Genomic DNA, 23,219 nt, shown 5'->3' on the forward strand with positions numbered 1-23,219 from the left:
ATGATGTGCGGGAATGAAAATTATATCTCTGGGAGTTTAACTGTGTATCTGTCGGTTTGGCAAAGTTGTTTATATGTATTGCAAGATGAATTGCCTTCGCAGCAGTTCAGTATGTGGGTAAGACCACTTCAAGCAGAAAGTACCGAAGATACCTTGACGATTTATGCACCTAATCGCTTTGTGCTTGATTGGGTGAGAGAAAAGTACCTCAATAGAATTAACGAACTATTAGTAGAAATTTGTGGTGTTGAAGCACCAGAGCTGCGTTTTGATGTAGGAAGTAAACCTTTATTAAACGCTCAAGCTGCACCGGCTGCAGAAACACAATCTGCGCCAAGCGCACACGCTTCAACAAAACAGCAACCTCGTGAGCAAAAGCCGGTGGTTGAGCCTGCACCTAAGTCAGGTTACAAATCTAATATTAAAGAGAACTATACCTTTGATAGCTTTGTTGAAGGTAAATCAAACCAATTAGCAAAAGCTGCGGCCACACAGGTTGCCGACAATCCTGGTTCTGCTTTTAACCCTGTATTTATATACGGTGGTACTGGTTTAGGTAAAACTCACTTATTACATGCAGTAGGCAATGGCATTATGGCAAATAAGCCAGACGCTAAAATTGTTTATATGCATTCAGAGCGCTTTGTTCAAGACATGGTAAAAGCACTACAAAATAACGCAATTGAAGAGTTCAAACGTTATTATCGCAGTGTTGATGCATTAATGATTGATGACATTCAATTTTTTGCTAACAAAGAGCGCTCCCAAGAAGAGTTCTTCCATACCTTTAATGCATTGCTTGAAGGTAACCAACAAATTATTTTAACCTCTGACCGTTATCCTAAAGAGATTGAAGGCGTTGAAGACCGCCTTAAATCACGTTTTGGTTGGGGTTTAACTATCGCGATTGAGCCACCAGAGCTTGAAACACGCGTTGCTATTTTGATGAAAAAAGCACAGCAAAGTAAAATTAATTTACCACACGAAGTTGCTTTTTTTATTGCTAAAAAGTTACGCTCAAATGTGCGTGAATTAGAAGGTGCACTTAACCGTGTAATCGCCAATGCTAACTTTACCGGTCGTCCAATTTCGATCGATTTTGTAAAAGAAGCACTGCGCGATTTACTTGCTTTGCAAGACAAACTGGTTACGATTGATAATATTCAGCGCACCGTAGCAGAATACTACCGAATTCGTGTATCAGATCTGTTGTCTAAGCGCCGCAGTCGCTCTATAGCAAGGCCTCGTCAAGTTGCTATGGCATTATCTAAAGAACTAACTAATCACAGCTTACCTGAGATTGGTGACGCATTTGGTGGACGCGATCATACGACCGTATTGCACGCATGTCGTAAGATAAAATCACTACGTGACGAAAGCCACGAAATTAAAGAAGATTATCAAAACTTAATAAGAACATTGTCATCTTAGGGCTGACTTTATTATGCAAATAACAATATCAAGACAACAATTTTTAAAACCATTGGTGCAAGTGTCGGGTGCAATAGAGCGCAAACACACACTACCAATTTTATCTAACGTTTTGTTAGTGGTAGAAAATGGACAACTTTCAATGACAGGTACAGACCTTGAAATTGAATTAGTTTCTGGCGTATTTGTAGGTGACGATATTGCCGATACAAAACTAACGTTACCCGCTAAAAAGTTACTCGATATTTGTAGAAGTCTACCAGACGGTTCAGACATTACTTTAAGTTTGCAAGAGCATCAATTACTTTTAACTAGTGGTAAAAGCCGCTTTTCATTAACGACATTATCTGCTGATGATTTTCCTAATCTAGAAGAGTGGGACGGAGAGGTTGAATTTCAACTAACTCGTTTAGATCTTCGTAAGTTACTCGAAAGCACGCATTTTTCGATGGCGAATCAAGACGTACGTTATTATTTAAATGGTATGTCGTTTGAAGTAGATAATACTGACATAAAAACAGTAGCAACAGATGGCCACCGTTTAGCGATTGCGCAAAAACAGCTAACGCAATCGCTTAATACTCAGCGTCAATTAATTATACCTCGTAAAGGCGTGCAAGAAATAATGCGCCTTATGGTCGCTGATGACGAGTTAGTAACAATTCAATTTGGCGCTAATCATATCCGTATTATCGATTTAGAGTTTACATTTACAAGTAAGCTAGTTGATGGACGTTTTCCAGATTACCGTCGTGTATTACCGCGTGGTGGCGACAAAGTTATTACAGCTAACCGTGAATGGCTACGTAATGCATTTCAACGTGTGTCTATTTTATCTAATGAAAAGTTTCGTGGTGTACGCTTAAACTTATCAAACGGTTTATTAAAAATTACGGCTAATAATCCAGAGCAAGAACAAGCGGAAGAGGTTGTTGAAGTAAGTTACCAAGGCGCGGATCTAGAAATAGGCTTTAACGTGTCTTACGTATTAGATGTACTAAACACATTAAAAACAGAAGACGTACTATTTACATTAGCCGACTCAAACAGCAGTGCATTAATTGAAGGTGCAGGCGATGAAGAAGCAATGTACGTTGTTATGCCTATGCGTTTATAAGACTATAAATACACAATGAGCTTAAGTCATTTGAGCCTCAAATATTTTCGTAATATTGAGGCGCTGACGCTAGAACCAGTTAACGGCGTTAATATAATATATGGTGAAAATGGCAGCGGAAAAACCAGCCTTTTAGAGGCTATTTATTACCTTTCTCACGGCAAATCTTTTCGTACTCCAAAACACAAAAGTATTATCGCGCATCAGCAAGAGCAGTTTGTAATTCACGGGCGCAAAACAATACACGACTTATCTATTCCAATTGGTATTAGTAAAACCAAAACGGGTGAAACTAATTTAAAAATTCAAGGTAAGGCGAGCCGTAAAATATCAGAACTTGCTCAACTTATGCCGGTACAAATTATTACACCAGAGAGCTATTCTTTATTTTTTGGCGGGCCAAAAGAGCGCAGAAAGTTTTTAGATTTAGGTTTGTTCCACGTGGAACATGAGTTCTTTTTTTTGTGGCAATCGTTTAATAAAGTACTTAAACAGCGTAATGCGTTGTTAAAAACTAAGCCAAAGAATTATTTTGACCAAATTAAGTTTTGGGACAAAGAATTTGTTAGACTGGCTGAAGAAATAAATAAATTAAGATTGGCGTATATAAGTAGGTTTAAGCAGCAGTTTTTTGATAAAATGTGTGCAGAATTAACGCTTGTACGCGATTTAGAAATGACCTTTAATGCAGGTTGGAAAGAGACTGAATCTCTTGCAGATGCGTTAGAGCAAAACTTTGAGCGAGATGCTCGCCAAGGGTTTACAAGTAAAGGGCCTCATAAGGCCGACTTTAGTTTTAGTGTCGCTGGCAACAGTGTGGAGAATACATTCTCACGCGGTCAATTGAAGTTATTACTATATGCGTTAAAAGTTACGCAAAATAGCTTAATTGAGTCAGAGACAGATAAGCAATCTATATTGCTAATAGATGATCTACCTTCAGAGTTAGGCGAAGATACAAAAGAGAAAGTGGGACAATTACTTGCTCACTGCAGTTCTCAAATTTTTATCTCTTCAATTATATCTGAAAGTATTTCTGCTGTGGTGGAACCCATGCAACGAGAACTACAAATGTTCCACGTGAAACATGGCAACCTAATAACAAGATAAGTGGGATTAACCATGTCTGAGAATTATGACTCGTCGAGTATTAAAGTACTTAAAGGATTAGACGCAGTAAGAAAGCGTCCTGGAATGTATATTGGGGACACCGATGATGGCACAGGCTTACACCACATGGTGTTTGAGGTCGTTGATAACTCTATCGATGAAGCCCTAGCAGGTCATTGTGATGATATTTATGTAACTATTCACTTAGACGGTTCTGTCTCAGTACGAGATAACGGCCGTGGTATCCCAACTTCTATCCATGAAGAAGAAGGCGTATCAGCAGCCGAAGTTATTATGACGGTACTTCATGCTGGTGGTAAGTTTGATGATAACTCTTATAAAGTATCGGGTGGCTTACACGGTGTTGGTGTTTCTGTTGTAAATGCACTTTCAGAAAAACTAAAACTTACCGTTCGCCGTGAAGGTAAACTACACGAGCAGTTTTACACTATGGGCGTTCCCGATGCACCTTTAGCTGTTATTGGTGACTCAGAAACGACTGGTACAGAACTGCGTTTTTGGCCAAGTGGTGAAACATTCACAAATTTAGATTTTCATTACGAAATTTTAGCTAAGCGTTTACGCGAGCTTTCATTCCTAAATTCAGGTGTGAGCATCATTTTAAATGATGAACGTGAAGAAAATAAATCTGACCACTTTAAATACGAAGGCGGTATTCAAGCTTTCGTAGAATACTTAAACCGTAATAAAACACCTATACATAAAGGTGTATTCCATTTTACTCATGAACGTGAAGAAGATGGTATTAGCGTTGAAGTATCAATGCAGTGGAATGATGCATACCAAGAAAACATTTACTGTTTTACAAATAATATTCCACAACGTGATGGTGGTACTCATTTAGCCGGTTTTAGATCTGCGCTAACACGTACGCTTAACAACTACATGGAAAAAGAAGGCTTTAACAAAAAAGCTAAAACAACCAGTAATGCGACCGGTGATGATGCTCGCGAAGGTTTAACGGCTGTTGTTAGTGTTAAAGTTCCTGATCCTAAGTTCTCATCGCAAACAAAAGATAAGCTCGTTTCAAGCGAAGTTAAATCTGCGGTTGAGCAAGCAATGGCTGAAAAGTTCACTGAGTTTTTATTAGAAAACCCAGTAGATGCCAAAATTGTTGTTGGTAAAATCATTGATGCATCTCGTGCACGTGAAGCGGCGCGTAAAGCCCGTGAAATGACACGACGTAAAGGTGCAATGGACTTAGCAGGCTTGCCGGGTAAGCTAGCTGATTGCCAAGAAAAAGACCCAGCCCAATCTGAACTATATATAGTGGAAGGGGACTCTGCTGGCGGATCAGCCAAGCAGGGACGTAACCGTAAAAACCAAGCTATTCTTCCGCTTAAGGGTAAAATATTAAACGTAGAAAAAGCACGTTTTGACAAGATGTTATCTTCGCAAGAAGTAGCAACGCTAATTACTGCATTAGGGTGTGGTATTGGACGTGACGAATATAACCCTGAAAAATTACGTTACCATCGTATCATTATCATGACCGATGCGGACGTGGATGGTTCTCACATTCGTACGTTACTACTAACATTCTTCTATCGTCAAATGCCTGAAATTGTAGAACGCGGCTATATTTATATTGCTCAGCCACCACTTTACAAAGTAAAAAAGGGTAAGCAAGAGCGTTATATTAAAGATGATCCAGCATTAGTTGAATACTTAACATCGCTTGCGCTTAATAATGCGGCTTTATATACAAGTGCAGATGCGTCGGCGCTTGAAGGTGAAGCACTAGAGACAATAGTTCATGATTACCAAAACACAGTTAAAGTAATCGAACGCTTAAAACGTAAATACCCAAGTACGGTAATGGAGCGTTTAATTTATCAAAGCGAACTGAAAAAAGAAGACCTTTCAGATGAAGCTAAAGTAATTGAGTGGACTAAAGAGCTAGTAGATGACCTAATAGCACGAGATGAAGATGCGACTATTTTTAATGCTGCAACAGAGCATGATACAGAGCGTAATTTATATTATCCGGTTGTGAATATTCGTCAGCATGGTGTTGATAAATCGCATGTGTTGAGCTATGACTTTATTACCTCACGCGATTACCAACGTATTGCTGTGACTGGTGTTAACATCGCAAATATCATTACAGAAGGCGCTTATATTCAACGTGGAGAGAAAACACTTCCTGTTGATAACTTTGTGGATGCTTTAGAATGGTTGATCGCAGAATCTAAACGTGGTCTATATATTCAGCGTTATAAAGGATTGGGCGAAATGAACCCAAGCCAGCTTTGGGAAACCACAATGGATCCTAGTGCTCGTCGTATGTTACAAGTGACGATCGAAGATGCCGTAGGCGCGGATCAATTATTTGCTACCTTAATGGGTGACCAAGTAGAGCCTCGTCGTGAGTTTATTGAAACTAACGCATTGCGCGTAGTTAACTTAGACGTATAAAAAGAATATTTACACCAAAAAAGGAGCCTGATGGCTCCTTTTTTATTTTCTTCAATTACACAAACTGCTTAAAACCTGAGTGTACACACGGTATACTAAAGGTAATTTTCACGCTACTTCTTAGATAGTAAAAAGCCAAATATGCAAAAATATGACGTAAAAACCTTTCAAGGTTTGATCCTGGCTTTACAGGATTATTGGGCGCAGCAAGGCTGTGTCATTATTCAACCACTTGATATGGAAGTGGGCGCCGGGACATTTCACCCGCAAACATTTTTAAAGTCTATTGGTCCAGAACCAATGTCGAGTGCTTACGTTCAACCGTGTCGTCGTCCTACAGATGGTCGCTACGGTGAAAACCCAAATCGCTTGCAACACTATTACCAATTTCAGGTGGTTTTAAAGCCATCACCAGATAACATCCAAGAGCTTTATTTAGGCTCTTTAGCGGCTATGGGTATCGATACACTAACTCACGAAGTTCGCTTTGTAGAAGATAACTGGGAATCACCTACGTTAGGTGCGTGGGGCCTAGGTTGGGAAATTTGGTTAAACGGCATGGAAGTAACGCAGTTTACCTACTTTCAACAAGTTGGCGGTATTGAGTGTTCACCTGTAACGGGTGAGATCACTTACGGCCTAGAGCGTTTAGCAATGTACATTCAAGGCGTAGATAGTATTTACGACTTAGTATGGGCAGACGGTCCACTAGGGCGCGTAACCTACGGCGACGTGTTCCATCAAAATGAAGTAGAGCAGTCTACTTACAACTTTGAACATGCAAACGTAGAAGACTTATTTGCACAGTTTGATAAATGTGAAGCAGAGAGCCAAAAGTTAATTGAAGCAAACTTACCACTACCTGCTTACGAGCAAGTAATGAAAGCATCGCATGCATTTAACTTACTAGACGCACGCCACGCAATTTCGGTAACCGAACGTCAGCGTTATATTTTACGCGTTCGTGCGTTATCAAAAGCGTGTGCACAAAGTTACTATGACAAACGCGAAGCGCTTGGTTTCCCGCTGTGTAAGGATAAGTAAGCATGTCAGCACAAAATTTATTAGTAGAAATTGGCACAGAAGAGTTGCCACCAAAAGCACTGCGTAAATTAGCAGAAGCCTTTGCTGCAAACTTAACTGCAGAGCTAGAAACACTAGAATTAGCACACCAAGGCGTAAGCTGGTATGCATCGCCTCGTCGTTTAGGTTTACAAGTAAAAGCGCTTGAAGCTAAGCAACAAGACAAAGAAGTTGAAAAGCGTGGTCCAGCTACTAAAGCTGCATTTGACGGTGACGGTAACCCAACAAAAGCAGCAATGGGTTGGGCACGTGGTTGTGGTATTGAAGTAAAAGACGCACAAACACTCGAAACTGACAAAGGCGCTTGGTTATTGCACATTGCTAAAGTAGCAGGGCAAGAAACTAAAACGCTAATGACAGGTGCAATTACTAAGGCATTGGCTAAACTACCGATTCCTAAACCAATGCGTTGGGGCGCGAATAAAACACAATTTATTCGCCCTGTGCACACAGTAACTATTTTGTTTGGTGATGAGCTACTTGAAGGCGAAATTCTTGGTAAGCAAATAACTAACCAGCTTCAGGGTCATCGTTTTCATCACCCAGAAAAAATTAGCATAAACCATGCGGACGACGTTTTTGACGTACTTAAATCTGCTTACGTTATTGCTGATTACGAGCAGCGTAAAGCGCAAATTCGTACACAAATAGAAGAGGCTGCAAGCGCAGTTAACGCTATTGTTGCTATGGATGAAGATTTACTAGAAGAAGTAACATCACTTGTAGAGTGGCCAGTTACTTTAACGGCAACATTTGAAGAAGCATTTTTAGATGTGCCAGCCGAAGCGTTAATCTATACCATGAAAGATGATCAAAAATACTTCCCGTTATTAGATCAAAATGGCAAACTTTTAAATAAATTTTTGTTTGTATCTAACATAGAAAGTAAAGATCCAAGTGTGGTTATTTCTGGTAACGAAAAAGTAGTGCGCCCGCGTTTAGCCGATGCACAGTTCTTCTTTGAAACAGATAAAAAGAAAACCCTAGAAAGCCGATTAGAGTCGCTTGATAGCGTATTGTTCCAAAAGCAACTTGGTACGCTTAAAGATAAGTCTGAGCGCATTAGTGAGCTTGCAGGTTATATTGCTGAGCAATTAGGTGCTGATAAAGACCTAGCGCAGCGTGCAGGCTTATTAAGTAAAACTGACCTAATGACTGAAATGGTAATGGAATTTACCGACGTACAAGGTGTAATGGGAATGCATTACGCTCGCCACGATGGTGAAGCCGAAGATGTAGCCGTAGCGCAAAACGAGCAGTACATGCCACGCTTTGCAGGAGATAACTTACCAACAAACTTAATTAGCTGCGCAGTAGCGATTGCTGATAAGTTTGACACGCTGGTGGGTATTTTTGGTATAGGCCAAGCACCTAAAGGTGACAAAGACCCATTTGCTCTTCGTCGTGCTGCTATAGGTGCACTGCGTATAATGGTAGAAAAAGAACTACCACTTGATATTTTAGACCTAGTAGCTAAATCGCAAACATTGTTTGGCGACAAGTTAACTAACTTAAATGTATCAACTGACGTATTTGAATTTATGCTAGGGCGCTTCCGTGCTTGGTATCAAGACGAAGGTATAGAAGTAGACGTAATTCAAGCAGTGCTTGCACGTCGTCCGACTAAACCTGTTGATTTTGATCGCCGTGTTAAAGCCGTAAGCCACTTCCGTACATTAGACGCAGCAGAAGCGCTTGCAGCAGCTAATAAGCGTGTAGGTAATATTCTGGCTAAAAACGACATTACCAGCCAAGGTAGTGTTGATGAGAGCTTATTAAGCGACGACGCTGAAAAAGTATTGGCATCACAAGTAGCAAAATTTGCCACTGACCTTGCACCACTTTACGCAGATGGAAACTACCAAGAGGCATTAAGCCAATTGGCGGGTATTCGTGAAAGTGTTGATAACTTTTTTGACAACGTAATGGTTATGGCCGACGATGAAGCTGTTAAGCAAAATCGTCTCGCGTTATTAAGCCAGTTAAGCGGATTGTTTTTAGGTATTGCAGATATTTCTGTTTTACAAAAATAACACCGATTAGCAATTTTAAAAGCCAGCGTTTTGCTGGCTTTTTAGTTTTCACTGTATGCAAAGGAAACCCCATTGATGATTTCTATGAAACGAATTTTAACCTTAGCAATTGCTGGTTTACTCACTGCCTGTACTAGCCAAATCTCTATTAACGATGTTTTACCACAGCAAGAGCTTGACCGCACAATTTACTTACGTGGCGACTTTACACTGTGGGATGCAGAACCCCAGTATCAGTTTGCGCCAGTTGGACCTGCGCTTTATCAAGCACAAGTTAAATTTTCGACGCCTGGTAAAGTGTACGAATTTAAAATAGCCGATGCCGATTTTAGTGAAGGTTACAACTGCGGCTACAGCGACGCACGACCAGCAGGACAAAAGCTAACACTCGGCCAGCCAGCTATCGCAGACTGTAATACTATTTATAACTACTTTAGTTTCACACCAGCAATAAAAGGCACGTATATAGTAAGTATTGATTACAGTGACTACGACAAGCCACAAGTGACGATAACTAAGAAGTAGAGCAAAGATAAATTGTAAGCTTAGCCTTTCATTTATAAGTTTCTAAGTGTAGTTAGTTTATTCATCTGTTAAAGTCTCTATAAAATATTAGTTCTAATTCGGAATTCGCTTTAGGTGTATATTCATACTTTGGTTAAGTTGGTAAGTTATGTCAGATTCAACTAATAATCACTTAGGTAAAGTGGTTGTTAAAGGGTTCAAATCAATAAAAAACTTTGAGCTAGAAATCAAACCGATCAATATATTGATTGGTGCGAATGGTTCAGGTAAATCAAATTTTATTTCCTTGTTTACTTTCTTGAGACACTTATCAGAAGGTAAACTACAAAATTATGTTCAAAAACATGGATCAGCAAGTGCTTTTTTTCATTTTGGGCCAAAGAAAACTAAAGAAATAAGCATTGATATTGACGTTGGATATAATGGCTATCATGCAACATTTGGACACGGTATTAATGACGATACATTAATATTTAATACGGAATATTGTTCGATAAGAAGCTCTTCTAAAAGTTTTTCTATTCAAGGTACTAAAGGAGAAAGTGGCTTAGCACATAGCATAAAAGCTGATAGTCACCAGGTGAAGAAATATACAAAATTATATCTAAATGATTGTCGTGTTTATCACTTTCACGACACTAGTGATACTGCAGGGTTCAAACAAGCCTGTGACCTTGATGCTGTAGACTATTTATATACAGATGCAAGCAATATTGCTGCATTTTTATATTATCTAAAGCATTCAACTTTAGAAGAATATAGTAATGCATATTTAGACATAGTTGAGGCTATACAAAATATAGCACCATATTTTCATGATTTTTATTTGGAGCCACGGGGGAGCGATAACTCAAAGCGCATCTTATTAAAATGGTTACATAAACAAAATGACGAACCATTTTCAGCAAATCAGTTATCAGATGGAACAATACGATTTATTTGTATGGCTACTTTATTCTTACAGCCTGAAACGCTAAGACCAAAAACTATTATCTTAGATGAACCTGAGCTTGGGTTACACCCTGCGGCATTAGATGAGTTAGCAGAAATAGTAAAAGTAACGTCAAAGGATAATCAAGTTATCTGTTCAACGCAGTCGGTAACTTTTGCGAATAAGTTTAACCCTGATGACTTCATTGTAGTCAACCAAAATGAAGGTAAATCTGAATTTAAGAGAGTTTCTACAGATGAGTTATCAGAATGGCTAGATGATTTTTCAATGGGAGATATTTGGTCTAAAAATCTTATCGGGGGCCGTCCAGAATGGTAAGAATAGGAATTTCAGTTGAAGGGCAAACAGAAGAGATATTCGTTAAAAAAGTTTTAGCACCTTATCTAGCTCAAAAAAACTTGTTTATGACCCCAATATGTATGCAAGGTGATGTAAATATAGATAAGGTACGTAGCGAACTGAAAAAAATAGCTAATAATTTTGATTATGTAACTACTTTTTATGATTTCTATGGATTTAAAAATAAAGTAGCAGGTGAAACTAAGCTCTCATTAGAAATGCGTATTTTGAATGCTGTAGGCGAAAATATTAGAGGTTGACTGATACCTTTTGTGCAAATGTATGAGTTTGAAGGTATATTATTTTCATGCCCAAAAAGTTTTGCATTAATAATGAGACAAGCAAACCTTAAAGAGTGGGCAGATGGTTTATTACAGGAGTTTAGGGGGGATCCTGAAAAGATAAATAATTCGCCGCAGACTGCACCATCAAAAAGAATTATGTCTGTTGTTCGGTACAGAAAAACAACACATGGCCCTCGTATTGCTGAGGCTATTGGAGTAGAAACAATACGAAATAAATGTTCGGGTTTTAATGAGTGGCTTCATAAAATAGAGAAAATTAACGATAAGTAGACATAAAATAATTTAAATTCCTTTCTTAACCACATACCTATACGGTGCTTCTTCTGCATCTTTAGCCACCAGCGTGTGATCCATAAACGTACAAAAGCTCGGAATGTCGCGAGTGGTTGATGGGTCATCAGCAGTGATTAATAACGTTTCACCATCGTTCATTTTACGAATAGCAGCACGTACCATCATTACTGGTTCTGGGCAGCGAAGGCCTATGGCATCTAATTGGTGATCGGGATTATCAAAGCTCATAATAAATTGGCCTGTTTAATTAAAGTGGTTGCTGTGTACGCGAGTGCTTAGGTATAGCACTTAATAAGTTTGGCAGTTTAACGCAATTTTAAGCGTAATTTAACTATTTTACTTAATGCTTTTAGCAGTTTCAAAAGACTTTATTTAATAATACGCCCGATCACATAATTACGATGTTACATGCTTGTTTGATAAAGGGTGGTTTTCATAAATTGAAGCTAATAAAAAAGGCGAACTGAATAAAATCAATCCGCCTTTTTAATCACCAAGATGGTTTTACATGTTTAAACTAATTAGTCTTGAACACGTTCAAATACAGTGGCAATGCCTTGGCCTAAACCAATACACATAGTTGCTAAACCGTATCGTACATTTTTGTCTTCCATTAAGTGAATAAGCGATGTGCTAATACGCGAACCCGAACAACCCAGTGGGTGACCAAGTGCGATTGCGCCGCCATTTAAATTCACTTTTTCGTCAACAACATCCATTAACCCTAAATCTTTCATTACAGGTAATGATTGTGCTGCAAAGGCTTCGTTAAGTTCTACTACGCCTAAGTCATCAATTGTAATACCGGCTTGTGCAAGTGCTTTTTTACTTGCTGGTACTGGGCCGTAACCCATAATTGATGGGTCGCAACCAGCGACTGCCATTGCTTTAATGCGCGCACGAATTGGTAAACCAAGTTCTTTTGCTTTTTCTTCGCTCATTACTAACATTGCAGATGCGCCGTCAGAAAGTGCAGAAGACGTACCGGCTGTTACCGTACCCGATGCAGGATTAAATACAGGGCGAAGCTTTGATAGGCCCTCTATAGTTGTTTCTGGGCGAATTACTTCGTCGTCTTCAACTAAGATAAGCGAACCATCTGCTGCGTGACCTTCCATTGCTAAAATTTCGCGACGGAAACGGCCTTCAACAGTTGCAGCTTGTGCACGTTGATGTGAACGGTAAGCAAATTCATCTTGTTGCTCACGGCTAATGCCATGAAGCGTAGCAAGGTATTCTGCTGTTAAGCCCATAGAGCCAGACGCTTGTGCAATTGATGTTGCTAAGCCTGGGTGAAAGTCGTTGCCGTGAGTCATAGGTACGTGACCCATGTGCTCAACACCACCAATTAGGTAAGTGTCGCCAGCGCCTGTCATTATTGCGCGTGCTGCGTCATGCAATGCTTGCATAGAAGAGCCACATAAACGGTTAACCGTAACAGCAGGAACGCTGTGCGGAATACCGGCAAGCAATGATGCGTTACGTGCTACGTTAAAGCCTTGCTCTAATGTTTGCTGTACACAACCCCAATAAATATCGTCAATTGATGCTGGATCAACTGCTGGGTTGCGATCTAGTAAGCCTTTCATTAAATGTGCGCTTAAGTCTTCTGCACGTTTATGTTTGAATACACCACTTTTAGAGCGACCCATTGGTGTGCGGATACAATCTACAATTACTGGATTATTCATGATATTAACCTTCCACCTTATAGAAAACACGACCTTCTTCGGCCCACTTGCGAGTTTGCTCAGATACTTGGTAAATCGCACCTAGGTGAGCGTATTTGTCTGCTGCTGCAACAAAGTTAGCTAAACCAGTTTGATCTAAGTAACGGAACGCGCCGCCTCTAAATGGAGGGAAACCAACACCGTAAACTAATGCCATATCTGCTTCTTGCGGCGAGGCAACAATGCCTTCTTGCAAGCACAGTAGCACTTCGTTGATCATTGGAATCATACAACGGTCGATGATTTCTTGTTTATCAAATTCTTTTGGTGCGTCTGTAATTGGGCTTAATAGCTCAATTGCTGTCTCGTCATGAGACTTTTTAAGACGACCGCGACGATCTGTTTCGTATTTGTAAAAACCGGCTTTGTTCTTTTGACCAAAACGTTTTTCGTTGGCAAAAATAGTCACAGGGTCTTTATCAGCACGCGCCATACGCTCAGGGAAACCGTCAGCCATTACGCCAGTACAATGGAACGCTGTATCAATACCTACAACATCAAGTAGGTAAGCCGGACCCATAGGCCAGCCAAATACGTTTTCCATTACTTTATCTACTTTTGCAAAGTTAGCGCCTTCAACCACTAATTTGCTAAAACCTGCAAAGTAAGGGAATAAAACACGGTTTACAAAAAAGCCTGGGCAATCGTTAACAACAATTGGTGATTTACCTAATTTAAGCGCGTAATCAACTACTGCATTGATTGTTTTATCTGAGGTTTTTGCACCACGGATAATTTCTACTAATGGCATTTTTGGCACTGGATTGAAAAAGTGCATACCACAGAAATTTTCTGGCTTATCTAGCGCTTGTGCTAGTAAATCAATACAAATAGTTGATGTGTTTGAAGTAAGTACAGTGCCTTCTGGCATGGTCTTTTCAAGATCAGCGAGTACTGCTTGCTTAACTTTAGGGTTTTCTACAACGGCTTCAACAATAATGTTGGCACTTTGTAGGTCTGACGCGTTAAGTGTTGGCTTAATTTTGCTAAGTGTTGCCAACATTTTTTCCATTGGCATGTGGCCACGCTTAACTTTTGCACCTAATAACTTAGACGCTTCACCCATACCTAAATCAAGCGCATCTTGTTGGATGTCTTTCATTATAATAGGTGTACCTTTATAAGCAGACTGGTATGCAATACCGCCACCCATAATACCAGCACCTAATACAGCGGCTTGCTTAATTTCTACATCGCTGTGCTTAGCAAATTTACGTGCTTTGCCTTTAATGTATTGGTCAGCTAGGAATATACCTGTTTGTGCAGCTGCTTCTGGTGTACGTGCTAATTTAGCAAAGTTGGCATTTTCGATTGCCATTGCTTCATCGCGAGTACAGTTTGCCGCTGCTTTAATAGTACGTACAGCCATAACCGGTGCAGGATAGTGGCCTTTGGTTTTACCCATTACCATACCTTCTGCCATAGCGAAGCTCATGCCTTGCTCAACACGGTTTAATTTAAGTGGCTGTAGTTTTACGTTGCGTTTTGCTTGCCAATCTAGCTTGCCAGCAATCGCTAGTTCAAGTGTTGATACGCTTGACTCTAGAAGTTTGTCAGCACTAACTACCGCGTCAAACGCACCTACTTTAAGGGCATCTGCTGCGCGGTTTTCTGCGCCTGAGGTAATCCACATCATCGCGTTATCGGCGCCAATGATGCGTGGTAAGCGCACTGTGCCACCAAACCCTGGCATTATGCCAAGTTTAACTTCTGGTAGGCCCATTTTAGCTGTTTCGCTTGCTACACGATAATCGGTAGCAAGTGCCCACTCACAACCACCGCCAAGTGCCATACCGTTTATAGCGCTTAGAGTTGGGAATGGTAAATCTTCAATTGCATCAAAAACGTCGGTTGCGTTTTTGATCCACACTACTAATTCTTCTTCAGGTTTAGTAAATGTAGGTAAAAATTCGAAGATATCGGCACCAATAATAAAGTGCTCTTTATCACTGGTAAAAATCATGCCTTTGATATCAGTATTGGCGGCTAATTCTTTTAATGCTGCTGCGCAATCTGAAAGAGTTTTTTGAGATAATGTGTTTACAGAACCTGCAACACAAAACTTAAACTCGGCGATGTTTTCCTTTAGGAAGCTAACTTCAAAGGAATCGCTTTTATATAACATTATTATTCTCCCTAGTTGACGAACTAAGACTGGTACGATGAGTTTGCATTTCAATCAGTGTGCTTGCTTTAAATTAAAAATGCAACGAAAAATTTAACTCGGTTACAATCGACTGGTTAAAATATAGCTGGTTTGGTGCTAAGGTGGTTGAAAAGTTTTTATTCACTACTTTAATTTTTTATTAAAGGACATTATGAAAAAATATTTATTAAGCATTGCGGCAGCTGCATTCATTTTCCCTCTTCATTCTGCCGAGGCAAGTATTGATAACGATGCATTTTTAGATGCTGAAAAAAAAGTCCGTCATGGAAGTTATCAAGATTTTAAACAAGCGGTTAGTAACCTTAACCATCCGTTAAAGCCGTATGTTGAAAAAACGTATTGGCAACGACATCCTAATATTAAATACCAGTCAGAAATAGAAAACTATTTAACTATTTATCAGCATACGCCCCTTGAATGGCCGGTGCGTAAAGCATGGTTAGCGTATTTAAAAAAGAAAAATAAAAAAGCGGCATATATTAATAATTACCGTGAAACATCAAATACAGCGCTTACGTGCACTTATTTGGATTTTCAGCTTGATTTAGGTGCACCTGAAAAAGCAATACTAAATCAAGTAACCGATCTATGGACTGTCGGAAAGTCGCAACCGCAAGAGTGCGACGAGCTTTTTTCAGTGTGGCGTAAAAAAGGTTACATGGATAAAGAAACTGTTTGGCAGCGAATTACGCTTGCAGCCGAAGGTGGCAAGCAAAGTTTATTACCTTACTTAAAAACGTTATTACCTAAAAATGAGCGCTACTTGGCTGATTTATATCTAAAGGTGCGTCGAGACCCTAGTGCTTCTGCTGGTTTATATCGATACAAAAAAAAGTCAGCTAAAGAAGGGCAAATAGCACTTTATGGTGTTAAGCGTTTGGTTTGGCGCGATAAAACACTCGCTTTAAAAGCATGGGAAAAGATAGAAAAAATATTTAAGTACAGCGACGAAGAAAAAGCGGATGTGTATTACACCTTTGCGTTGTCACTTGCTTCAAGTGGGCATAAGCAAGCGAGTTTTTGGCTAAATAAAGTGCCAAAAGAGCGACTAGACAGCAAGCTTATTCAATGGCAATTGGGCAATATGCTCAAAACCCAAGATTGGGAGGGGATTGCTGCATTTTTTACAGGGAAAGAAAATTTAAGCCTCGGCCAGCAATATTGGTTAGCTTATAGCTATGCACAACGTGGCGAGCAGCAAAAAGCAGACGATATTTGGAAAAAAGTAGCGACTAATCGTGATTATTATGGCTTTTTAGCTGCCGCACGCTTGGAGTTGCCAGTTGATTTAAATAATGAGCCTTTAATAGTTGATAAGGTACTGGTAGATAACGTTAGTAATGCACCAGGCTTTAAACGAGCAAAAGCGCTTTATGATCTTGAGCGCTTCACGTCGGCTCGCCGTGAGTGGAATTACTTAACTGATACCTCTAGTGATGAAGAAAAGCTAGCTGCATCACAACTATCTACAGATTTAGGCTGGCACGACAGTACCATTTTTACTTTAGCAAAAATTAAAGCGTGGGATAACGTAGATCAACGTTTTCCGTTTGCGTTTCAAGATGTATTTGAACGCTACAGTAAACGCAGCAAAATAGATGTGGCGTGGAGTATTGCTATTGCAAGGCGTGAAAGCTCTTTTGCCCCTGATGCACGCTCTCACGCTAATGCACGTGGTTTAATGCAATTATTGCCAAGTACGGCCAAATATGTAAATAAAGGCAGTGTGTCGAGTAATCGATTATATCAGCCTAAAACAAATATTAGGTTAGGTACCAGTTATCTACAGTATTTAAAAAAGAAGAACCATGGCAACGAAATACTAGCAACGGCTTCATATAATGCAGGGTATCACCGCGTTAAACGCTGGCTACCTGATGAGGCTATTCCGGCTGAATTATGGGTGGAGCTTATTCCGTATCGTGAAACCCGTGATTATGTAAAAAATGTGTTTGCGTATCGTCAGGTTTACCATACTAGAATGGGCCGAGAAGGAAATGTTCTCGCGCCATTGCTTCAAATGAAAATGGGCGGTTAGTAAATATAAGTTTAAAGTGGGGGGGATATTTACATGCTAGATACCCCCTTTTTTGAGCGCTTTGCGGATAATACCAATTTTATTAAAACATGATCATTCTAGCGCATTAAATAACTCAATAACTACGTTAAAAATTATTTATATAGAACAACTATGTATCATAATTTTAGCCTTGTTATTAAGCTATTTTCTTATCGCTATAATAGATCATTAATTTAATGCAATTGGTATAAGTGGTAGACTCAGAGCAAGTTAAATTTAACAGATGGATTAACAATGGATAAATTAGCCGTTTTATACGCCGAACATATTGCAACACTGCAACAGCGTACTCGTACAATTTGTAATAGCGAAGGGTTAGAAGGATTAGTAATTCATTCAGGCCAAGCTAAGCGCCAGTTTTTAGATGATATGTATTATCCATTTAAAGTTAATCCACAGTTTAAAGCATGGTTACCGGTTATTGATAATCCTCATTGCTGGATTGTGGTAAATGGCAGCGACAAGCCAAAACTCATATTTTACCGTCCAGTAGATTTTTGGCATAAAGTGCCAGACGAGCCTCGCGACTTTTGGGCCGAGTACTTTGATATAGAGCTACTACTTCAGCCTGATCAAGTAGAAAAGTTATTACCATACGATAAAGCTAAATATGCTTACATGGGTGAATACATTGAAGTAGCGCAAGCCCTTGGTTTTAGTATTATGAACCCTGAGCCTGTACTTAACTATTTTCATTACCACCGCGCTTATAAAACGCAGTACGAACTTGAATGTTTACGCAACGCTAACCGCATTGCAGTAGATGGGCATAAAGCTGCACGCGATACATTTTTTAATGGTGGTAGCGAGTTCGACATTCAGCAAGCGTATTTAATGGCGACACGCCAAAGCGAAAATGAAATGCCGTACGGCAACATTGTTGCGCTTAACGAAAACTGCGCTATTTTGCATTACACGCACTTTGATCCAAAAGCGCCACACACTCATAACTCATTTTTAATTGATGCCGGTGCAAACTTTAATGGTTATGCCGCTGATATTACTCGTACGTATGATTTCAAAAAGCAAGGTGAGTTTGCTGAGCTTGTACAAGCGATGACAGTTCAACAAATCGAGTTAGGTAAAGGTTTAAAGCCGGGTATGCTTTATGGTGATTTACACGTTGAATGCCATAACCGTATCGCACAAATACTCAGTGACTTTAAAATTGTTAACCTACCCGCGACAGAAATTGTTGAGCGTAAAATCACCTCTACTTTCTTCCCGCATGGACTAGGGCATCACCTAGGTTTACAAGTGCATGATATGGGCGGTTTTATGAGTGACGAAAAGGGCACACATCAACCATCGCCTGAAGGGCATCCGTTCTTGCGTTGTACTCGCCTGATCGAAAAAAACCAAGTGTTTACTATTGAGCCTGGTTTATACTTTATTGATTCACTGCTTGGTGATTTAGCGCAAACCGATAATAAGCAGTTTATTAACTGGGAAAAGGTAGAGTCATTTAAACCATTTGGCGGCATTCGTATTGAAGATAACATTATTGTTCACGAAGATAGCTTAGAAAATATGACACGAGATTTAGCGCTCGATTAATTCTAGTTAACACCAATTAGTTTATACACGTTAAAATACGTACATTATTTAAAGGGGCCTTTTGGCCCCCTTTTTACAAGTTTAAAATATGTCTGAATATAAATACCCTGCTGCTGACGTTTTTCATCAAGAAGAAATTAAAAAAAGTACGTTTATAGTCCACATTGCACACACCCCCGATTTAAATTCAGCTAAAGCATTTATTAAAAGCATTGAAGAAAAGTATAGCGATGCGCGTCATAACTGTTGGGCACATGTGGCAGGCAACCCCGGTGGCAGCCATGTTTATGGTTTTTCGGACGATGGTGAACCAAATGGCACTGCAGGAAAGCCTATGTTAAATGTGCTGGTGGGTTCAGGCCTTGGCGAAATCACAGCTGTCGTCACACGTTACTTTGGCGGCATAAAATTAGGCACTGGCGGACTAGTACGTGCTTATGGTGGCTCACTAAACAATGCGTTAGTGAAGTTGCAAACAGTGCTTAAAGTTCCCAGTGTTGAAATTACAGGGAGTAGCGAGTACAGCATGCAAGGCGCGATTGAGCAGTTATTAAAAACAAAGTATCAAGTGCTTAATATTGATAAGCAATTTACTGCTAATATTGAATGGGTGATTACAATAGATAGCCGCGAAGCGCAGCAAGCAATCAAAGATATTTTTGATTTAAGTCACGGCGCAGTTGAGTTAACGATTAAAGAGTAATAACCTACACAAATTGCATGTAATGCATATTCACTCTATTTAATTTGGTTGATACTACTCAACCTGAATTTACTAATAATAAAAGCGATAAGCTAAATGCAATTTCGTACCATCATAAAAATTCTTGGCCAACTCGTTGCGCTGTTTAGTATTACCATGGTGCCCCCAGCACTGGTGTCTTTAATATATAAAGACGGTGGTGGTGTTCCTTTTGTTTTAGCATTTATCTTTAGTGTTGTTATTGGCATGATGGCTTATTACCCAAACCGTCATGAAAATGGTGACTTAAAAGCACGTGAAGGCTTTTTAATTGTTGTTTTGTTTTGGTTGGTACTTGGGGCATTTGCATCGTTACCGCTTATATTTTTACAAGAACCGAATTTATCGCTCGCTGATGCGGTATTTGAAGCATTTTCTGGCTTAACAACCACAGGCGCTACAGTGCTTACCGGTATTGAGTATTTACCCAAATCGGTGTTGTTTTATCGCCAGCAACTCCAGTGGTTTGGCGGTATGGGCATAATCGTACTCGCCGTCGCTATACTGCCTATGTTAGGCGTGGGTGGTATGCAGTTGTACCGCGCTGAAATTCCAGGCCCGGTAAAAGATTCAAAAATGACTCCACGGATTGCTGATACAGCTAAGCATCTTTGGTACATTTATGTGTCGCTTACGTTGACGTGTATGCTCGCTTATTGGGCGGCAGGAATGAGCTGGTTTGATGCTATCTGCCATGCATTTTCTACAGTGGCGATAGGCGGCTTTTCTACTTATGACGCATCGATAGGTCACTTTGATAGCCCTGTCATTAACTTTATTTGTGTATTCTTTTTAATTATTGCTGCAATTAATTTTTCGCTACATTATGCCGCTGTATCGAGCCGAAACGTAAGAGTTTATTTACGTGACCCTGAATTTAAAGTTTTCCTATGCATTCAGCTTGCACTTGTAGTTATTTGTTTTACGGTGCTTTCGTCAAATGAAATATATGCTAATGGCGACGAAACCCTCGATCAGGCTTTATTCCAAGCAGTATCAATGAGTACAACGGCAGGCTTTGCTACTGATAACTTTTCAACATGGCCTTTGTTTTTACCTATTTTACTTATATTTTCGAGCTTTATTGGTGGCTGTGCAGGCTCTACCGGTGGTGGTATGAAGGTAGTTCGCGTATTTTTACTTTATTTGCAGGGCGTGCGTGAGCTTAATCGTTTGGTGCATCCTCGTGCTATATATTCAATTAAGTTGGGTCGAAAGGCGTTGCCAGATAAAGTGGTAGAAGCTGTGTGGGGCTTTTTCTCAGCTTATGCGCTGGTGTTTATTATTATTATGCTAGCGCTTATGGGCACGGGTATGGATAACATAACGGCGTTTTCTGCAACAGCGGCTTGTTTAAATAATTTAGGTCCAGGTTTGGGTGATGTGGCATCGCATTATGGCGCGATAACTGATGGCGCTAAATGGTTACTTACTATTGCGATGGTGTTTGGCCGGTTAGAAATATTTACTTTACTTGTGTTATTTACGCCAACGTTTTGGCGTGGATAAAGCTAACTGTTTTATTTAAAAAATACATTACAAGGGAGAGAATATGCCAATAAGCAATCTTAATAATATAATTATTGGCAGCTTGGTCAACCTAGAAATTTTAACGCCTACCAGTAGTAAACGTATCAAGACTGAGATGGTGGGATTACTTGATGATAAATATATCATTTTAAATTATCCAAGCTCAAAACGCTTACCTGCGGCAAGTGATTATTTACGTGACGGTATAACCGTTGTCGTGAGGGCTTTAATAGAAGGCAGCGGTGGGAAAGTAATTGCGTTTCGTCAGAAAATTATGTCTATTTCTTCTCATCCGGCTCGGCTTATTTTTATAAACTTTCCTGAACAGGTTCAGTTATTTAGTTTGCGTTCGCAAACGCGTATCCCTACTTTATTACCTGCAAAGCTAAAACTAAGTGACGACAGAGTACTCGAAGGTGTTATTAAAGATATCTCATTAACGGGAGTTATGTTTGATGTTAGAAGTAATAAAGAGCTTGAAAGTATAAAAGATATGCAATGTACTATTATGTTAGATAGCAGTGCGCAAAATTTTGAAGGCGAAGTGTGTAGCGTTAAAGAGCATGATGCTGGGACCAGATGTGGTATTAAACTATTAGCCAGTGAAGATGAAATGAATACCTTTATGAAAGAGCACTTTATTGATCCCTCCATGCTCGAATTCGAAATCGGTTAAAAGAGATTTCGCTATTTTGCAACAAAATAGCGATTGCCTGCTTTATAGATGAAAATTATTTGGTTATTATTTTTAATAATGAAATAAATAATATAAAACAGTAACTTAAAATAATAAAAGATTACCATAATCTAATTTCATGTAATAAACCCAACCAAAATAAAGCTAAATTTTTGCTTTAAACCTCATTTAAAATATCTAAATTCATAATTTGTGTTTTTTAATCTAAATTAACCTATTGTTTTTATTGTCTATTTTGTTTTTTCATGTCGCTGTGTTGCTAAAAAGCAACAGGAAAGCACTTGAAATTTATCCATATTACGATTTTTATTCTTAACAACATGAAAAATAATAACTTTTAAAAGTTGGCACCTAAGTTGTAATAGTCATGGTGTACTGAACTTAAGCGTGATTTAAAGTGAGACACCTTAATCGCACACACATAAATTTGAAGGATACATATTATGAAACGCATTAATAAAACACTAGCACTTATTGCATTAGCATCTTCTTCAGCCGCTTTTGCTGCAACAGACTTTGATACACTTGATGTAGACGGCAGTGGCACAATTAGCCAAGCAGAAGCATCAGTAGATGCAAAGTTAATGAGCATGTTCTCAGAACTTGATACTGACCAAAATGGTGAGTTATCAAAAGAAGAATTTTCAGAAGCTTAATTAACAAGTATTTATCCTGAGTTGCCAAAGACAACCTAAGTAGGCAAGGAGCTTACGAAAGAGGGTAGCAAGGAAGTGAAAAATTACGTTTAAGTTAAACGAGCAATTTTTTTGATAGAACATTGAAGGATTAAACTATGAAACATTTAAATAAAGCACTGGCACTTATAGCTATAGCGTCTTCTTCAGTTGTATTTGCAGCATCAGACTTTAATAGCCTTGATATAGATGGTAGCGGCACAATTAGCCCAAGTGAAGCGGCAGTCGACACCGATTTAATGGCTGAATTTATTGAGCTAGATACCGACGGTAGCGGTGAGCTTTCTAAAGAAGAGTTCGCTAATTACTAGTTAACCAGAGTTCAGGTTAATTAATCTTTTTCAGATTAAACATTTTTCACAGTCAGGGATCTTTGAAAAGGACTTCCTCTTT

The 23,219-nt window shown here is 39.3% G+C and carries 18 protein-coding genes and 1 pseudogene; 16 read left to right on the forward strand and 3 right to left on the reverse strand.

Annotated elements, in window-relative coordinates; genetic code table 11:
* Window positions 1-42: 42 nt before the first annotated feature.
* The 9 genes and pseudogenes from dnaA to AC0VZ4_RS00045 all read left to right on the forward strand — a co-directional run bounded on the left by dnaA (window position 43) and on the right by AC0VZ4_RS00045 (window position 11,604).
* Window positions 43-1,431, forward strand: a complete 1,389-nt coding sequence (gene dnaA / locus AC0VZ4_RS00005; protein WP_475440569.1) for a chromosomal replication initiator protein DnaA — start codon at window positions 43-45, stop codon at window positions 1,429-1,431.
* 13 nt (window positions 1,432-1,444) lie between these two features.
* On the forward strand, window positions 1,445-2,548 hold the full coding sequence (gene dnaN / locus AC0VZ4_RS00010; protein WP_475440570.1) for a DNA polymerase III subunit beta: 1,104 nt from the start codon (window positions 1,445-1,447) through the stop codon (window positions 2,546-2,548).
* Between the two features lie 15 nt (window positions 2,549-2,563).
* Window positions 2,564-3,658, forward strand: a complete 1,095-nt coding sequence (gene recF, locus AC0VZ4_RS00015) for a DNA replication/repair protein RecF (protein ID WP_475440571.1) — start codon at window positions 2,564-2,566, stop codon at window positions 3,656-3,658.
* Between the two features lie 12 nt (window positions 3,659-3,670).
* Complete coding sequence (gyrB, locus tag AC0VZ4_RS00020; RefSeq protein ID WP_033040338.1) at window positions 3,671-6,097, forward strand: DNA topoisomerase (ATP-hydrolyzing) subunit B; 2,427 nt, start codon at window positions 3,671-3,673, stop codon at window positions 6,095-6,097.
* A 141-nt stretch (window positions 6,098-6,238) separates the two neighbouring features.
* Window positions 6,239-7,141: a glycine--tRNA ligase subunit alpha gene (glyQ, locus tag AC0VZ4_RS00025; RefSeq protein WP_007377648.1), complete on the forward strand. Its 903-nt coding sequence runs from the start codon at window positions 6,239-6,241 to the stop codon at window positions 7,139-7,141.
* 2 nt (window positions 7,142-7,143) lie between these two features.
* Window positions 7,144-9,213, forward strand: coding sequence for a glycine--tRNA ligase subunit beta (gene glyS / locus AC0VZ4_RS00030; RefSeq protein WP_475440572.1), 2,070 nt, complete (start codon window positions 7,144-7,146; stop codon window positions 9,211-9,213).
* A 75-nt stretch (window positions 9,214-9,288) separates the two neighbouring features.
* Window positions 9,289-9,738, forward strand: coding sequence for an early set domain-containing protein (locus tag AC0VZ4_RS00035; protein ID WP_475441687.1), 450 nt, complete (start codon window positions 9,289-9,291; stop codon window positions 9,736-9,738).
* Between the two features lie 148 nt (window positions 9,739-9,886).
* Window positions 9,887-11,008: an AAA family ATPase gene (locus tag AC0VZ4_RS00040; RefSeq protein ID WP_475440573.1), complete on the forward strand. Its 1,122-nt coding sequence runs from the start codon at window positions 9,887-9,889 to the stop codon at window positions 11,006-11,008.
* A pseudogene (locus tag AC0VZ4_RS00045) lies at window positions 11,002-11,604 on the forward strand (DUF4276 family protein). The gene AC0VZ4_RS00040 and the pseudogene AC0VZ4_RS00045 overlap by 7 nt, the downstream one beginning before the upstream one ends.
* 12 nt (window positions 11,605-11,616) lie before the next feature.
* Here AC0VZ4_RS00045 and tusA read toward each other — a convergent pair.
* From tusA to fadB, 3 genes are all read right to left on the reverse strand, one after another.
* A complete protein-coding gene (gene tusA, locus AC0VZ4_RS00050; protein ID WP_008138040.1) occupies window positions 11,617-11,856 on the reverse strand; it encodes a sulfurtransferase TusA in 240 nt (79 codons plus the stop codon).
* Window positions 11,857-12,149: 293 nt separating this feature from the next.
* On the reverse strand, window positions 12,150-13,319 hold the full coding sequence (gene fadA, locus AC0VZ4_RS00055; protein WP_008138041.1) for an acetyl-CoA C-acyltransferase FadA: 1,170 nt from the start codon (window positions 13,317-13,319) through the stop codon (window positions 12,150-12,152).
* A gap of 4 nt (window positions 13,320-13,323) precedes the next feature.
* Window positions 13,324-15,483 (reverse strand): fatty acid oxidation complex subunit alpha FadB, encoded by a 2,160-nt coding sequence (gene fadB, locus AC0VZ4_RS00060; protein WP_007377643.1) that lies wholly within the window; start codon window positions 15,481-15,483, stop codon window positions 13,324-13,326.
* 193 nt (window positions 15,484-15,676) lie between these two features.
* Here fadB and AC0VZ4_RS00065 point away from each other — a divergent pair, with 193 nt between their 5' ends.
* From AC0VZ4_RS00065 to AC0VZ4_RS00095, 7 genes are all read left to right on the forward strand, one after another.
* Window positions 15,677-17,563 carry a transglycosylase SLT domain-containing protein gene (locus tag AC0VZ4_RS00065; protein ID WP_475440574.1) on the forward strand — a complete coding sequence of 629 codons (1,887 nt, stop codon included), beginning with the start codon at window positions 15,677-15,679 and terminating at the stop codon, window positions 17,561-17,563.
* A gap of 276 nt (window positions 17,564-17,839) precedes the next feature.
* The gene (gene pepQ / locus AC0VZ4_RS00070) at window positions 17,840-19,162 is read left to right on the forward strand and encodes a Xaa-Pro dipeptidase (RefSeq protein WP_007377641.1); all 1,323 of its coding nucleotides are present in this window, start codon (window positions 17,840-17,842) and stop codon (window positions 19,160-19,162) included.
* Window positions 19,163-19,250: 88 nt separating this feature from the next.
* Window positions 19,251-19,865, forward strand: coding sequence for a YigZ family protein (locus tag AC0VZ4_RS00075; protein ID WP_007377640.1), 615 nt, complete (start codon window positions 19,251-19,253; stop codon window positions 19,863-19,865).
* 96 nt (window positions 19,866-19,961) lie between these two features.
* On the forward strand, window positions 19,962-21,413 hold the full coding sequence (locus tag AC0VZ4_RS00080) for a TrkH family potassium uptake protein (protein ID WP_007377639.1): 1,452 nt from the start codon (window positions 19,962-19,964) through the stop codon (window positions 21,411-21,413).
* A gap of 43 nt (window positions 21,414-21,456) precedes the next feature.
* Complete coding sequence (locus tag AC0VZ4_RS00085) at window positions 21,457-22,110, forward strand: flagellar brake domain-containing protein (protein WP_475440575.1); 654 nt, start codon at window positions 21,457-21,459, stop codon at window positions 22,108-22,110.
* A 464-nt stretch (window positions 22,111-22,574) separates the two neighbouring features.
* On the forward strand, window positions 22,575-22,787 hold the full coding sequence (locus AC0VZ4_RS00090) for an EF-hand domain-containing protein (RefSeq protein WP_096792171.1): 213 nt from the start codon (window positions 22,575-22,577) through the stop codon (window positions 22,785-22,787).
* 137 nt (window positions 22,788-22,924) lie between these two features.
* The gene (locus AC0VZ4_RS00095) at window positions 22,925-23,137 is read left to right on the forward strand and encodes an EF-hand domain-containing protein (protein ID WP_007377636.1); all 213 of its coding nucleotides are present in this window, start codon (window positions 22,925-22,927) and stop codon (window positions 23,135-23,137) included.
* The last annotated feature ends 82 nt before the right edge of the window (window positions 23,138-23,219 follow it).

The organism is Pseudoalteromonas sp. QJM3NY_22, assembly GCF_056173065.1.